We start from the raw sequence: 14,022 nt of genomic DNA, 5'->3' as shown, positions 1-14,022 counted from the left end.
ATCATGCGATGAGCGGCTCCGCCAACGCGACCGGCATTCTCGCGATCGACGGCACCGCCATCGCGGTCGGCAACGCCGCTTTGCTGCTGACCGGACCTTCCGGCAGCGGCAAGTCCGATCTCGCCCTGCGCATGATCGACGGCGGGGCGCGTCTCATTTCCGACGACCGCGTCGAGCTCGTGGTCGATGGCGACCGCCTCTGCTGCCGCGCGCCCGGCAATATCCCGCCGAGCCTGCTCGGGCGGATCGAGGCGCGGGGAATCGGCATCGTTCCGGCGCCGCGCACGACCGGGGCGACACCGCTGCAATGGCTGGTCGAACTGGTTCCGGCGGCGCAAGTCGAACGGCTGCCGGCGGCGGAATCCCGGACTTTTCTCGGCCATGCCGTGCCGGTCCTGCGCCTCAACGCCTTCGAGGCTTCGACCGCGGTCAAGCTGCGGCTTGCCGCCGCCTGCGGACCGGGATTAATAATGGGCCGCGAATGAGCAGCCAGAAAGCCTTGGCGGCGACCGAAGCCGCGACCCCACCCAAGGCGCCCTTGGGTAACCCGCGTCCGCCAGAGGTACGCCCATCGGCCTCGCGTCGCCGCCTGCTGCTGGTGACCGGCCTCGCCGGTGCCGGGCGCAGCACAGCGCTGAAATGCCTCGAGGACCACGGCTTCGAGGCGGTGGATAATCTGCCGCTGGACCTGCTGCCGCATCTCATCTCCGGCGTGAATGCCGCCGGCGAGGCAGCAAGATCGCTGGCGATCGGCATCGACAGCCGGACCCGCGATTTCTCCGCCGAAGGTCTCAGCGCCTTGTTGCAGGATATGAAGCGCGATCCGGCACTGGATGTCCGCCTGCTGTTCCTGGATTGCGACGACGAGACTCTGCGCCGCCGCTTCACCGAGACCAGGCGGCGGCATCCGATGGCGCCCGACCGCCCGGTCTCCGACGGCATCGCGCAGGAACGCCGGCTCATGTTCCCGCTGCAGCAGATCGCCGATCTGGTGATCGATACCAGCGACCGCACGATCGGCGATTTCAAGGCCCTGCTCGCGACCGAGCTCGGCCTCGAGGGCAAGAGCGAGCTTGCCATCACCGTCATTTCCTTCTCCTACCGGCTCGGCCTCCCGCGCGAGGCCGACCTCGTTTTCGATGTTCGCTTCCTTGACAATCCGCATTACGATCCCGCGCTTCGCCCGCTGACCGGCGAGGACGAGCGGGTCGGGAATATGGTCGAGGAGGACCCCGCCTACGGCGGTTTCTTCGCCGGCATGACCGGACTATTGTGGCCGCTCTTGCCGGGGTTCGAACGGGAGGGAAAAAGCTATCTGACGATCGCGATCGGGTGCACGGGGGGACGTCACCGCTCGGTCCATGTCGCGCGCCGCCTGGCGCAGTGGCTGGAAGGGAAGGGCCGGCCGGCGATTCTGCGCCATCGCGATCTTGACCGCAGCGCGCCACCGACGGGATCGGCCGGAGCCGGCGCGCCGCAATCGGGAAGGGGATGATGATCGGCATAGTGTTGGTGACCCACGGCAACCTGGCCAGCGAGTTCGTCGCGGCCCTGGAGCACGTGGTCGGAAAGCAGACCGGCGTCGCCGCGATCTGCATTGGCGCTGAAGACGACATGGAGCAGCGCCGCAAGGAAATCCTGGAGACCGTCGCCAAGGTCGACCAGGGCAAGGGCGTGGTGCTGCTGACCGACATGTTCGGCGGCACACCCAGCAACCTCGCGATCTCGGTGCTCGACAAGGCGAATGTCGAGGTGATCGCCGGCGTCAACCTGCCGATGCTGATCAAGCTCGCCTCGGTCAGGGGCTCGATGAGCCTGCCGGCCGCGGTGACCGCGGCGCAGGAAGCCGGCCGCAAATACATCAACGTCGCCTCCCAGCTCTTGAAAGCGAGCGAGTGCTGACCATGGCAGATGGGGATCAGCCGCAGGTCGTGAAGGCGCGGATCCAGAACCAGAAGGGTCTGCATGCCCGCGCCGCCGCCAAGTTCGTGAAGGTCGCCAATGCCTATGACGCCGACATCCGCGTCATCAAGGGCGAGACCGATGTCGAAGGTCGCTCGATCATGGGGCTGATGATGCTGGCCGCCGGCATCGGCTGCGAGATCGAGCTCCGCGCCTCCGGTCCCGGCGCCGGTCCTGCGCTGGCCGCCCTGGTCGATCTCATCGACCGGAAGTTCGATGAAGAATGAGAAGCCCGACGACGGCATAAGGCCGCGCCGCAAGCGCAAACCGGCGGACGGCGAGCGGCGCGAGGTCGTCCTCAAGGGACTCGGCGTCTCGGCCGGCATCGCGATCGGCGAAGCGCATGTGGTCGAGATCGGCGCCGTCCAGATCCCGGAATACGACATCAAGGAATCCGAGGTCGAGGCGGAGATCGCGCGCTTCAACGAGGCGCTGACGAAATCCGACCGCCAGCTGAAGAAGCTGAAGACCAAGAGCGCCGAGCTGCACGGTGCCGCGGCGGAGGAGCTGGGCTTCCTGCTCGACGCCCATATGCAGATGCTCTCTGGCTCGCGCGTGGTGCGCGGGGTCGAGGCCAGGATCCGCCGCGACAGGATCAACGCCGAGGCCGCGGTCCAGGCCGCGATCTCCGCGGTCGCGCAGGAGTTCGAGGCGCTGGACGACGCCTATCTCGCGGCCCGCGCCGACGACGTGCGCGAGGTCGGCAACCGCCTGCTGCGCAACCTCACCAAGACGCCCTACGAGGCGTTCAAGCACCTGCCCGAAGGCGCCATCATCATCGCCGAGGAGCTGACCCCGGCCGACACCGCGCTGCTGGACCCGGATCGCGTCGCCGGCTTCGCCACGGCGATCGGCGGCGCCCAGAGCCACACCGCGATCATGGCGCGTTCGCTGGAACTGCCGGCGGTGCTCGGCATTCCCGAGCTCTTGACCAAGGTGAAGAGCGGCGACCAGCTCGTCATCGACGGCTATACCGGCCGCGTCGTCATCCACCCGAACCGCGAGCGCCTGGCGCAATACGAGCGCCGTACCGCCGAGATCGAGCAGGAGCAGAAGCAGCTCAGCCGGCTGCGGAAGCTGCCGTCGATGACCACCGACGGCCGCCGCATCGGCCTCTACGCCAATCTCGAATTGCCGCGCGAGGTCGAGAACGCGCTCGCCGCCGGTGCCGCCGGCGTCGGGCTGCTGCGCACCGAGTTCCTCTACATGAACCGCCCGGATCTTCCGACCGAGGACCAGCAATACGAGATCCTGCGCGAGATCGTCGAGGGCATGAGCGGCAGGCCGGTCACCATCCGCACCCTCGACATCGGCAACGACAAGCTCGCGCCCGCCCTCAAGGACCACATGGTCGAGACCGCGAACCCGGCCTTGGGCTTGCGCGCGATCCGCTTGAGCCTGCGCGACCGCGATCTCCTCGACGCGCAATTGGGCGCCATGCTTCGGGCCGGCGCCCATGGGCCGGTCCGCATCCTGCTGCCGATGATCTCGGCGGTCTCCGAGGTGAAGCAGACCCGCGCGGCGCTCGAGCAGGTGGCGAAACGCCTGAAGAAGCGCGGCATGAAGATCGCCGATCCGCTGCCGCCGCTCGGCGTGATGATCGAGATCCCCGGCGCGGCGCTCGCCGCCGATGCCCTGGCGCAGGTGTCCGATTTCTTCGCCATCGGCTCCAACGACCTCACCATGTACACGCTGGCGATCGACCGCGGCGAGGAGCAGGTGGCGCATCTCTACAACCCGCTGCACCCGGCGGTCTTGCGCCTGATCCAGTTCGCCAGCGAAGCAGCCTTGCGCGGCCGCATCCCGATCAGCGTCTGCGGCGAGATCGCCGGCGATCCCAAATTCGCGCCCTTGCTGCTCGGCTTGGGCATCCAGGAGCTCTCGATGGCGGTCGGCAACATCCCGCGCATCAAGCAGCGGATCCGCAGCCTCGACTTCGCCGCTGCTGCACGGTGCGCCCGCAGCGTCATGGAGCAGACCGATTCCGGCCGCATCGCGATGCTGCTCGACGATTTCAACGCGCTGGCGACATGAAGCCATTGAGACCGGTTTTCGGCGCCCTGATCGCGGCGATGGCGACGCTTTGTGCCGGCGCAGCGGAAGCGCAAGATGCCGAGGCGATCTGTCAAGCGATCGCGTTGGAAGCCAATCGCATTGGGCCGGCCCTCGGCGAGCGCGACATCTACGAACTTTCGGACGGACTGGTGGCCGCAGTCCCGGCGCCCATGCGCTACCTGGAGCCTCGCCAGGCCGAGCCGGGTGAAGTCGCGGCGCTGATTGGCTGCGCCGACTGGGATTCGTGCGAAGCGAAATATGGCGACACTTTCGAAGGCCTGATTGACGACGACACCTGGCCTTGGTGGACACAGATCATCGATACCAGGCCCAGCGGCAAAGAACTGTTCATCTTCACGACCCATAGCGGCATCTTTCGCAGCGATCAGTTCACGGCATTCGAGCAGCAATCGGACAAGCGTCTGAAGATCTTGCCCCTGGGGTACGATGAGATCGAGAGGGGTTTTGACACCGGCTATGCCATCCTGCTCGATGAGGCCAAGCCATATGTTGTCGTACCGCCGAGCATTACGGGCTTTCTTGAAGTCAGCGGCTATTGGGGAACCCCAGGCACGAATGATCTCAATCTGACCGTCGCCGATCCTCGAAATGCGACGCCATCCTGCACGGTCACTTACAAGACCGCGCCACGCAGCACGGTGCTAGCGGATTCCAGCCTCGCTCAGATCGAGCCGCCTCCGGCGCTTCGCAGCGCCATCCGCACATTCCTGGACCGCAATCTTGAAGAAATCGCGCGGAAGGTGAAGCTTGCCAGCGATCTCGGTGAGATCGTCGCATCCAATCCGGTCTTCGCGCCGTCGACGCTCGCCTCGCGTGAGCTTGAGCGCCTTCAAGCAAGACTGTCCAACCGGCAGGCGCTGAGTTTCCTGCGCGCGCAGCAGCACGCCTTGGCAAAAGCGGTGTTTAGCGAAGACTGGGATGCGCTCCAGGCCAGCAGCAAGGTGGAGACCTGGGAGACCCGCTGGTTCTCGGTCGAGATCGCGCGCCAGGGCTATGTCGGTCTGCTGTTGCGGACCGGCTATTTCCACTTCAACCCGAAGCTCGACACCGATAAATCCCTGGTGGCGCTGTTCACCTGGGAAGGCGACCAGCTCAATCCCGTCGCCGCCTATGAGATCCAGAGCCTGTTTCACTTCGCCGGAGCCGAGGTCAACAAAGACCCCTGAATCGCCCTGATGTCGCCTGAATCGCGGCGGATGATGCGGTTCGTACCGTAGGGGGATCATGATCAACCGCTTGATTCGTTATACACTGGGCTTGCTCGGACTCGTCGTTCTGGCCATCGCCGTTTACATCGTCGCGGCGCTTGCCCTCGGTTCCATTCCGGTCAACCGCGAGTTCACCGAAACGTCCGGCGGCGTCGAAATCGCCGTCTGCTCCAACGGGGTCCACACCGACTTCGTGCTGCCGGTGAAAACGGAAGCGGTGGATTGGTCGGCGGTCTTCCCGCCGCAGCATTATCCGGTCGATGTCACGGCCTTCGATCATGTCGGCATCGGCTGGGGCGATCTCGATTTCTACCGCGCGACGCCGACCTGGGCCGACTTCGACACCGGAATCGCCTTGCGCGCCCTCGGCGGTCTCGGCCCCGCGGCATTGCATGTGCGGTACCGGCCGGGACCCGGTGCGAACGAAGACTGCCGCCGGCTGGAGATCAGCGGTGCGCAATACCGCGCGCTGGCGGATTACATCGGTGCCACCATGGCCTCGCCCGGCTGGCCCGCCGCTTCCGGCTATGGCGCAACGGATCTCTTCTATGCCGCGCATGGCCGTTTCGGCCTGTTCAAGTCCTGCAACGTCTGGGTGGGCGAGGGGCTCAAGGCGGCCGGCCTGCCGACCGCAATCTGGACGCCGTTCGCCTTCCAGGTCATGGCGCCGCTGGAGCGCGCGGCCGCATTCCGACATTGACCTGAATCAACGCGGCACGCCTTCGGCCCGCGCTATCCATCATCGAAGCAACCAAGGAGCTGTTTCGATGATCATTGAAGTCCAGGGCGACATCCTGATGAGCAAGGCCGCGGCCATCGCGCATGGTGTGGCCCCGAACGACCATTTCGATTCCGGCCTGGCCCTGAGCCTGCGCGAGCGCTGGCCCGCCATGGTCAAGGACTTCCGGCATTACTGCCAGACCAGCCATCCGAAGTCCGGCGAGATCTGGGCTTGGGCCGGCGCGGACGGCAAACGCATCGTCAACCTGATGACCCAGGCCGCCGCCTATAAGCACGGCGAGAAGCCGGGCGCCGCTTCGGTGGAGAACGTCAACCACGCGCTGCGCGCCTTGGCCAAGCTGGTCGAGACCGAAAAGCTCGCCAGCCTGGCGCTGCCCAAACTCGCGACCGGCGTCGGCGGTCTCGACTGGCGGGACGTGAAGCCGCTGGTTGAGCACCATCTCGGCGGTCTCGGCATCCCGGTTTATATCTACACCGTCTTCCATGCCGGCAAGGCCGCCGCGGAAGCGGCCTGATCGCGACCGGCCCGCGCCGTGCCTTCCCTGGCATGGCGCGGGCGAACCGCGGTCATTTCAATCGCCTAATCGAGGCTATTAGAGTCATTAAATCCTTAATATAAAAAGAGGATTTCGACTCGCGCGGCCCTTGCTCCGATTCCCTTCGCCTGCTATAGCGCTGCGCGAAACTGACGAGCAGGAGAGCCACATGTCCGCCGCCCCCGACACCAAGACCGGAGATTTCAAGGTCCGCGATATGAGCCTGGCCGAGTGGGGCCGCAAGGAGCTCAACATCGCCGAGACCGAGATGCCGGGCCTCATGGCGCTGCGCAAGGAATACGGCAAGTCGCAGCCGCTCAAAGGCGCCCGCATCGCCGGCTGCCTGCACATGACGATCCAGACCGCGGCCCTGATCGAGACGCTGACCGCGCTCGGCGCCGAAGTGCGCTGGTCCTCCTGCAACATCTTCTCGACCCAGGACCATGCCGCCGCCGCGATGGCCGCGGCCGGCATCCCGGTCTTCGCTTGGAAGGGTCAGAACGAGGAAGAGTTCTGGTGGTGCATCGAGCAGACCATCCAGGGCCCGAACGGCTGGACCCCGAACATGATCCTGGATGACGGCGGCGACCTCACCCAGATCATGCATGACAAGTACCCGCAGCTCCTCGCCAAGGTGAAGGGCATCTCGGAAGAGACCACCACCGGCGTGCATCGCCTGTATGAAATGGCGAAGAACGGCACGCTGGCGGTTCCGGCGATCAACGTCAACGACAGCGTCACCAAGTCGAAGTTCGACAACAAGTACGGCTGCCGCGAGAGCCTGGTGGACGCGATCCGCCGCGCCACCGACGTGATGATGGCCGGCAAGGTCGCCGTGGTCGCCGGCTTCGGCGACGTGGGCAAGGGCTCGGCCGAATCGCTGCGCCATGCGGGCTGCCGCGTGCAGGTGACCGAGGCCGACCCGATCTGCGCGCTGCAGGCGGCGATGGAAGGCTATGAGGTCGTGACCATGGAAGACGCGGCGCCCAAGGCCGACATCTTCGTGACCGCCACCGGCTGCGTCGATGTCATCACCGTCGAGCATATGCGCGCGATGAAGGACCGGGCGATCGTTTGCAACATCGGCCACTTTGACAGCGAGATCCAGGTTGCGGGCCTCAGGAACTTCAAGTGGCATAACGTGAAGCCGCAGGTGGACGAGATTGAGTTCGCCGACGGCAAGCGCATCCTGCTGCTGGCCGAAGGCCGCCTGGTGAACCTCGGCTGCGCCACCGGCCATCCGAGCTTCGTCATGTCGGCGTCCTTCACCAACCAGGTGCTGGCGCAGATCGAGCTCTGGAACAACCACGCCAAGTACGAGAAGAAGGTCTATGTGCTGCCGAAGCATCTCGACGAGAAGGTGGCCTCGCTGCACCTCGCCAAGGTCGGCGCCAAGCTGACCAAGCTCTCGGAGAAGCAGGCGGCCTATCTGGGCATCGCCCAGTCCGGCCCGTTCAAGACCGACCATTACCGGTACTAGAAATCGCGGGCCAAGCGCCGGCGAACGCCTTGGGGGAGCGGTCATGAAGACCGCTCCCTTTCGTTTTGAGCTTTGATGCGAATCGGCGCTAGACTGGTCTCCGATGGGAACGCGGGGTGGAGTCGCAAGTCTGCGCATTTTGGCGCCGGTCGCCGTGCTGGCGGCCGTTCCCCGTGACGCCCTCGCGCAATCCGCTCCGGAAGCCGGGTCTGCGATCGGCCCCGTGGTCGGCCCCGTGGTCGGCCCTGTGGGCTGGATCTTCGTCTGCTTCGCCCTGGCGGGCGCGGCCGTCGCTTTCATTCTCCTGCGCCGCCTGCAACAGGCCCGCGCCGATCTGGCCCGCAGCCAGGCCGAGCGCGACCATCTACGCGCCCGGGAAGCAGCCTTGTCCGTCGGCCGGATCCATTGGCAGGCCGGCGGCGCCTTCGAGGTCGGCGAGAACGCGGCGCGCTTGCTCGGCGGCCGCGCCGACAGTGCCGAGGCGCTGCTGCCACTCTTCGCCGAAACCGACCGATCCGAGATCGCGGCCGGTTTGACGGCGCTGGAGCGGCTCGGAACCGCCTTCACCGTCACGGCAAAATGTGCGGCGACCGGGCGCAGGCTCAAGCTCAGCGGCTCGGCCGGGGGTATGGAGCGGGTGCTCTGCCTGGACGATGTCGAGGACCTGCTGCAGAAGACGGTCGCGCCCTATGAGCAGGGGATGGCCGAGCTCGGCCAGCTCTCCGCCCTGCTCGATCGGCTGCCCTATCCGGTCTGGCGGCGCAATGCCGGGATGACCGTGACCTATTGCAACCGCGCCCATGCGCGGCTGTTCGGAGCGACCCCCGGCGAGGTGATCGCCAAGGGCCGCGAGATCAGCTCGGCGGCGAAGGCGCTGGCCAAGCGGGCGCAGAAGCTCAGCCTCGCCCAGTCGGAAAGCCAGCAGCTGGTGGTCGACGGCCATCGCCGGCTCTACGATTTCCACGAGGTGCCGCTCGAAGACGGGACGCTCATTGGCTATGCACTGGACCAGACCGCGCTCGAGGAGAGCCATGCCGAGCTGGTGCGCCATATCGCGGCCCATGACGACGTGCTGCAGTCGCTCGGCAACGGCATCGTGATCTTCGGTCCCGACCGGCGGGTCAAGTTCTTCAACGCCGCCTATCGCGAGCAGTTCGGCCTCGATGCCGCTTTCCTGCGCGGCGAGCCCACCATCGACCAGGTGCTGGAGGCGCTGCGCGAGCGCCGGCAGATCGCCGAACAGGCGGATTTCCGCTCCTTCAAGCAGGAGTTCATCCGCCATGTGATGACCCTGGTCGAGCCCTTCGAAGACCTGATGCACACGCCGGGCGACACCACCTTCCGCATGGTGGCAACCCCGCACCCCTTCGGCGGGGTGACGCTCACCTTCGAGGACGTGACCGACAAGCTCACCATGGAGCGCAACTACAACACCCTGATCGCGGTGCAGAAGGAGACAATCGACAATCTCTACGAAGGCATCGCGGTGTTCGGCAGCGACGGCCGCCTCAAGATCTACAACCCGGCTTATGCCAAGCTCTGGAATCTCGCCGACGAGGACCTCGAGGGCGAGCCCCATGTCACCAAGATCGTCGATCTGGTGCGCCCCTTCTTCGAGGGGCCTTATGACTGGACGGAGATCCGGCAGCGCATCGTCAGCGACGCGGTGGAGCGCACGCCGCGCAGCCTCAGGCTGGAACGCAAGGACGGCACCATCATCGACATCGCCGGTATCCCGCTGCCCGACGGCGGCAAGCTGTTCAAATATGCCGACGTCACCGACAGCATCAACATGGAGCGGGCGCTCCGCGACCGCAACGAGGCGCTGATCGCCGCCGACCGGCTGAAGTCGGAATTCATCGCCAACGTCTCCTACGAGTTCCGCACGCCGCTCAACGTCATCATCGGCTATGCCGAGCTGCTGATCCGCCAGTATTTCGGCGCGCTGAACCAGCGCCAGGCGGAATATGCGGCCAGCATCCTCGACGCCGCGCAGGGCCTGCTGCTGATGGTCGGCGACGTGATCGACGTTGCGGCGATCGAGGCCGGCTACATCCGCCTCGACATCGCCGAGATCCGCCTACGGCCGGTCCTGGAATCGGTGATGCGGCTCTACCAGCAGCGCGCCCATAGCCGCGAGATCGAGCTCAAGATGGATGAGGTCGGCGACGGCCTGACCCTGAAGGCCGACGAGCAGCGCCTGAAGCAGGCGCTGGCCAACCTCATCAGCAACGCGGTCGGCTCCGGCTCGGTCGGCAGCCGGGTCGAGATCACCGCCGGCAACGAGGGCGACCATGTCGCGATCTCGGTGAAGCAGACCGGATTGCAGGGCGTCATCGGCGGCGAGGCGACCGATTTCGGCGTCACCTCGGTTGCCCGCGCCTCTTTGGGGCGCGGCACCACCCGCGGCCTCGGCATGGCGCTGGTGAAGACCCTGATCGAGCTCCATGGCGGCAGCATGGAAACCCGCAGCGGGCCCGGCTACCGCATGGTGGTCTGCCGCCTGCCGCTGGAAGCCGTCGCCAGAGCGCCGGTCGCGATCAGCGGGTAGAGCCCCTAACCCGGAGAGAGTCATTGCGTGGCACCCCCACCTTACCTCCCCCGAAGACGGGGGAGGGAGAGGCAAGCGGGGTGCGCCCCTCCCCCGACTTCGGGGGAGGCTGGGAGGGGGTGCCCCAGACTGGATGCTACTTCGCCGCCGCGGGCACGCCGCTGGTCGTCGAATACTCGAAATGCAGCGCCTCGCCGGGATGGACCAGCGGATAGATCGCATGCGCCGCCATGGCGGCCTCCGAGAAGCCGCAGAGGATCAGCTTCAGCTTGCCGGCGTAGTGGGCGATGTCGCCGACCGCGAAGATCCCCGGCGCGCTGGTGGCGCAGGTCGTGGGATCGACCACGATGTGGTTGCGCTCGACGTTCAAGCCCCAATGCGCGATCGGCCCCAGGTCCATGGCGAGGCCGAAGAAGGGCAGCAGGATATCGGCCTCCAGCCGCTTCACCTGGCCGTCGAGGGTCGCGACCTCGACCGCTTCCAGCTTGCCATTCGCGCCGACCAGGCCGTGCAGCTGATAGGGCACGACGAGATCGATGCGGCCTTCCTTGGCGAGCTGCTCCATCTTGGCGACGGATTCCGGCGCGCCGCGGAATTTCGGCCGGCGGTGCACCACCATGATGCGCTCGGCGATATCCGCCAGGCCGATGGTCCAGTCCAGCGCCGAGTCACCGCCGCCGGCGATGACGACCCGCTTGCCGCGGAAATCCTCGCGCCGCTTCACCAGGTAGAAGACGCTGCTGCCCTCGTATTTCTCGAGATCGGTGAGCGGGGGCCGGTTGGGCCCGAAGGCGCCGCAGCCGGCAGCGATCACCACCGCGCGCGCCTCGATCGTGGCCCCCTGGTTAGTCTCGACCTTCCAGCCCTCGCCGTTCCGGGTCAGCTTCTCGACCCGGTGCCCGAGATGATAGATGGGCTTGAAGGGCGCCGCCTGTTGTTCCAGCTTGGCGATGAGCTCGGCGGCGTCGATCCGCGGATGGCCGGGAATGTCGTAGATCGGCTTCTCGGGATAAAGCGCCACGCATTGCCCGCCGGCGCCTTCCAGCGCGTCGATCACGTGGCACTGCATCTTCAGCATGCCGCATTCGAACACCGCGAACAGGCCGACCGGCCCCGCGCCGATGATCGCCACATCCGTCTTATGGGTTTGCCCCATCGCGACTCTCTCCCGTCAAGCGCAGCGCATCCTGCCCGCGGGAGGCTTATGGATCAAGGCGTTGCCTTGCGCAAATAAGGCCGGTACAGCTTGCCCGACATGGGCGACTCGACTGAAATCGACCTCAATTTGCCGGATCCCGCGGCGACCGAGAGACTGGCCGCGATCATTGCCGGGCAAGTGCACCCCGGCGACGTGATTCTGCTTTCCGGCGACCTCGGCGCCGGCAAGACCCACTTCGCACGGGCCTTCATCAACGCGTTAACCTCTGCACCCGAAGAGGTGCCCAGTCCCACTTTCACCCTGGTGCAAACCTATGACGCCGCGGTGGGCGGCGAACCGGTCGAGATCTGGCATTTCGATCTCTATCGCCTGAAATCGCCGGACGAGACCCTGGAACTCGGCATCGAGGAAGCCTTCGCCGAAGGCATATCGCTGGTCGAATGGCCGGATCGCCTGGGTTCGCTGAAGCCCCGCGAGCATCTCGAGATGCGCCTCGCCATCACCGGCGACGGCGCGCGGCAGGCGACCTTGCTGCCGACACCCGCTTGGCGCGACCGCGCCGCGGCGATCGCGAAAACCTTCGCATGAACTTTCTCAGCGAGCATGGCTGGGACGCTGCGGAAGCGCATCCACTGGCCGGCGACGGCTCGGTGCGCCGCTACACGCGGCTCCTGCGCGGGGACCAGCGCTGCCTGCTGATGGAATGCCCGCCGGAGCTTTCGATCGAACCTTTCCTGAAGGTCGACGCGCTGCTGCGCAAGCTTGGCCTGAGCGCGCCCGAAATCCTCGCGGCGGATTCCAGTGCCGGGCTCGCCCTGGTCGAGGATTTCGGCGATGACACCTTCACGCGCCTGCTCGGCCAGGGCGAGGACGAGACCGCGCTCTACCAGCTCGCCGTGGATCTGCTGATCGAATTGCACCGCCGGGCGACGCCGGCCGATCTCGCGAGCCTGCCGGCCTTCGACGATGACCGCGCGCTCGACGGGCTCTTCCGCATGCTGGACTGGTATTGGCCGGCGATCCACGGCGCGCCGCCAAGCGACACGGTTCGGCAGGAGTTCGAATCCGCCTGGCACGCCGTGCTGCCCAGGATGCGGACCGTCCCGGATTCGATCGCGCTGTTCGACTATCACACCGACAACCTGCTGAAGCTCGACCGGCCCGGGGTCGCCGCCTGCGGCATCATCGACTTCCAGGACGCGGTGCAGGCGCCGGTGGTCTTCGACCTCGCGACTCTCGTAGCCAATGACCGGCGCGCGATTGCCGACGGCCTGCGCGACGCGCTGATCGACCGCTATCTCGCGGCCTTTCCGGCGCTCGATCGTGACGCCTTCATGACCGCCTTCGCGGTCAAGACCGCGCATTGGAACACGCGGATCGTCGGGACCTTCGCGCGGCTGTTGCGGCGCGACGGCAAGCTGCATTATCAGAAGTTCATGCCCCGCGTCTGGTCGCTGATCGAGCGCTACACGGCGCATCCGGCGCTGGAGCCGGTGGCGGCCTGGTATCGGCGCCACTTGCCCCCGGCGGACCGGCGCATTCTTGAAGTCGATGAACGGAGCCCTGCGTGACGGCCTTCAAGCTTCCGAAATCCGCCATGGTGATGGCGGCCGGCTACGGCACGCGGCTGCGCCCGCTGACCGACACGGTGCCGAAGCCGATGGTGAAGGTGCTGGGCCGGCCGATGCTCGACGTCGTGCTCGACCGCCTCGCCGCCGCGGGCGTCGAGCGCGCGGTCATCAACCTGCATCATCTCGGCGAAGTGATCCGCGATCACCTGAAAACCCGCAAGGACATCGAGATCCTCTATTCCGAGGAGCCCGAGATCCTGGAAACCGGCGGCGGCACCAAGAAGGCGCTGCCCTTGCTGGGCGGCGATCCCTTCTTCGTCGTGAATGCCAAGATCATCTGGCTGAACGGCCGCGAGGATGCGCTGCACCGCCTCGCCAAGGCTTGGGATCCCGAGCGCATGGATTCGCTGCTGCTGCTCCAGCCGACCGTGACCGCGATCGGCTATGACGGGCCGGGCGATTTCCTGATGGACCAGGAAGGCAAGCTGAAGCGCCGCCCGGAATGGGAAGTGGCGCCTTTCCTCTACAGCGGCATCAACATCACCCATCCCAGGCTGTTCGACGCCTCGCCCGACGGCGCCTATTCGGTCAACATCCTTTGGGATCGCGCGATCGAGCAGGGCCGGCTGCACGGCATCCGCCATGACGGCGAGTGGTACCACGTCTCCACGCCGCAGCATCTCCGCGAGGTCGAGCGCGAACTCGGCTTCCACGGGATTCGCTTCTAGTCCATCATCC

Annotated in this window: 14 protein-coding genes; 13 read left to right on the top strand and 1 reads right to left on the bottom strand. The window is 66.3% G+C overall.

Translation table 11 applies throughout. The annotated features are described in order from the left end of the window. Positions 1–8 precede the first annotated feature (8 nt). The 10 genes from ACYQ4T_RS25955 (at position 9) to ACYQ4T_RS25910 (ending at position 10,554) form a co-directional block, all read left to right on the top strand. Positions 9–485: an HPr kinase/phosphorylase gene (locus tag ACYQ4T_RS25955; protein ID WP_459859533.1), complete on the top strand. Its 477-nt coding sequence runs from the start codon at positions 9–11 to the stop codon at positions 483–485. Next, positions 482–1,495, top strand: coding sequence for an RNase adapter RapZ (gene rapZ, locus ACYQ4T_RS25950; RefSeq protein WP_459859532.1), 1,014 nt, complete (start codon positions 482–484; stop codon positions 1,493–1,495). Before ACYQ4T_RS25955 ends, rapZ begins: the two co-directional genes overlap by 4 nt. Then, entirely contained in the window at positions 1,495–1,902 is a 408-nt protein-coding gene (locus tag ACYQ4T_RS25945; protein ID WP_028098699.1) for a PTS sugar transporter subunit IIA, read from the top strand. Before rapZ ends, ACYQ4T_RS25945 begins: the two co-directional genes overlap by 1 nt. A 2-nt stretch (positions 1,903–1,904) precedes the next feature. Then, positions 1,905–2,189, top strand: a complete 285-nt coding sequence (locus ACYQ4T_RS25940) for an HPr family phosphocarrier protein (protein ID WP_459859531.1) — start codon at positions 1,905–1,907, stop codon at positions 2,187–2,189. After that, positions 2,179–3,996, top strand: coding sequence for a phosphoenolpyruvate--protein phosphotransferase (ptsP, locus tag ACYQ4T_RS25935; protein WP_459859530.1), 1,818 nt, complete (start codon positions 2,179–2,181; stop codon positions 3,994–3,996). The genes ACYQ4T_RS25940 and ptsP overlap by 11 nt, the downstream gene beginning before the upstream one ends. Further along, positions 3,993–5,204 (top strand): hypothetical protein, encoded by a 1,212-nt coding sequence (locus ACYQ4T_RS25930; RefSeq protein ID WP_459859529.1) that lies wholly within the window; start codon positions 3,993–3,995, stop codon positions 5,202–5,204. Before ptsP ends, ACYQ4T_RS25930 begins: the two co-directional genes overlap by 4 nt. A 70-nt stretch (positions 5,205–5,274) precedes the next feature. Further along, complete coding sequence (locus ACYQ4T_RS25925; RefSeq protein ID WP_459859528.1) at positions 5,275–5,946, top strand: TIGR02117 family protein; 672 nt, start codon at positions 5,275–5,277, stop codon at positions 5,944–5,946. A 67-nt stretch (positions 5,947–6,013) separates the two neighbouring features. Continuing rightward, on the top strand, positions 6,014–6,502 hold the full coding sequence (locus tag ACYQ4T_RS25920; RefSeq protein WP_459859527.1) for a macro domain-containing protein: 489 nt from the start codon (positions 6,014–6,016) through the stop codon (positions 6,500–6,502). A 190-nt stretch (positions 6,503–6,692) separates the two neighbouring features. After that, the gene (gene ahcY, locus ACYQ4T_RS25915; RefSeq protein WP_459859526.1) at positions 6,693–8,003 is read left to right on the top strand and encodes an adenosylhomocysteinase; all 1,311 of its coding nucleotides are present in this window, start codon (positions 6,693–6,695) and stop codon (positions 8,001–8,003) included. 139 nt (positions 8,004–8,142) lie between these two features. After that, positions 8,143–10,554: a sensor histidine kinase gene (locus ACYQ4T_RS25910; protein ID WP_459859525.1), complete on the top strand. Its 2,412-nt coding sequence runs from the start codon at positions 8,143–8,145 to the stop codon at positions 10,552–10,554. A 136-nt stretch (positions 10,555–10,690) separates the two neighbouring features. Here the strand turns inward: ACYQ4T_RS25910 and ACYQ4T_RS25905 are convergent, their stop codons facing one another. After that, positions 10,691–11,710, bottom strand: a complete 1,020-nt coding sequence (locus tag ACYQ4T_RS25905) for an NAD(P)/FAD-dependent oxidoreductase (RefSeq protein WP_459859524.1) — start codon at positions 11,708–11,710, stop codon at positions 10,691–10,693. 99 nt (positions 11,711–11,809) lie between these two features. Between ACYQ4T_RS25905 and tsaE the strand changes: the two genes are divergently transcribed. The 3 genes from tsaE to ACYQ4T_RS25890 are packed head-to-tail and all read left to right on the top strand — an operon-like array spanning position 11,810 to position 14,012. Then, positions 11,810–12,301 (top strand): tRNA (adenosine(37)-N6)-threonylcarbamoyltransferase complex ATPase subunit type 1 TsaE, encoded by a 492-nt coding sequence (gene tsaE / locus ACYQ4T_RS25900; RefSeq protein ID WP_459859523.1) that lies wholly within the window; start codon positions 11,810–11,812, stop codon positions 12,299–12,301. Beyond that, positions 12,298–13,284: an aminoglycoside phosphotransferase family protein gene (locus ACYQ4T_RS25895; RefSeq protein WP_459859522.1), complete on the top strand. Its 987-nt coding sequence runs from the start codon at positions 12,298–12,300 to the stop codon at positions 13,282–13,284. Before tsaE ends, ACYQ4T_RS25895 begins: the two co-directional genes overlap by 4 nt. After that, complete coding sequence (locus ACYQ4T_RS25890; protein WP_459859521.1) at positions 13,281–14,012, top strand: nucleotidyltransferase family protein; 732 nt, start codon at positions 13,281–13,283, stop codon at positions 14,010–14,012. The genes ACYQ4T_RS25895 and ACYQ4T_RS25890 overlap by 4 nt, the downstream gene beginning before the upstream one ends. Positions 14,013–14,022: the final 10 nt, after the last annotated feature.

This window comes from Dongia sp. agr-C8 (assembly GCF_054658695.1).
This window is presented reverse-complemented; position numbering and strand designations above follow the sequence as displayed.

Bases quoted from the DNA above. Each gene is read 5' to 3' on its own strand.
- ACYQ4T_RS25955 (WP_459859533.1), top strand. From the start codon at position 9: ATGAGCGGCTCCGCCAACGCGACCGGCATTCTCGCGATCGACGGCACC.
- rapZ (WP_459859532.1), top strand. From the start codon at position 482: ATGAGCAGCCAGAAAGCCTTGGCGGCGACCGAAGCCGCGACCCCACCC.
- ACYQ4T_RS25945 (WP_028098699.1), top strand. From the start codon at position 1,495: ATGATCGGCATAGTGTTGGTGACCCACGGCAACCTGGCCAGCGAGTTC.
- ACYQ4T_RS25940 (WP_459859531.1), top strand. From the start codon at position 1,905: ATGGCAGATGGGGATCAGCCGCAGGTCGTGAAGGCGCGGATCCAGAAC.
- ptsP (WP_459859530.1), top strand. From the start codon at position 2,179: ATGAAGAATGAGAAGCCCGACGACGGCATAAGGCCGCGCCGCAAGCGC.
- ACYQ4T_RS25930 (WP_459859529.1), top strand. From the start codon at position 3,993: ATGAAGCCATTGAGACCGGTTTTCGGCGCCCTGATCGCGGCGATGGCG.
- ACYQ4T_RS25920 (WP_459859527.1), top strand. From the start codon at position 6,014: ATGATCATTGAAGTCCAGGGCGACATCCTGATGAGCAAGGCCGCGGCC.
- ahcY (WP_459859526.1), top strand. From the start codon at position 6,693: ATGTCCGCCGCCCCCGACACCAAGACCGGAGATTTCAAGGTCCGCGAT.
- ACYQ4T_RS25905 (WP_459859524.1), bottom strand. From the start codon at position 11,710: ATGGGGCAAACCCATAAGACGGATGTGGCGATCATCGGCGCGGGGCCG.
- tsaE (WP_459859523.1), top strand. From the start codon at position 11,810: ATGGGCGACTCGACTGAAATCGACCTCAATTTGCCGGATCCCGCGGCG.
- ACYQ4T_RS25895 (WP_459859522.1), top strand. From the start codon at position 12,298: ATGAACTTTCTCAGCGAGCATGGCTGGGACGCTGCGGAAGCGCATCCA.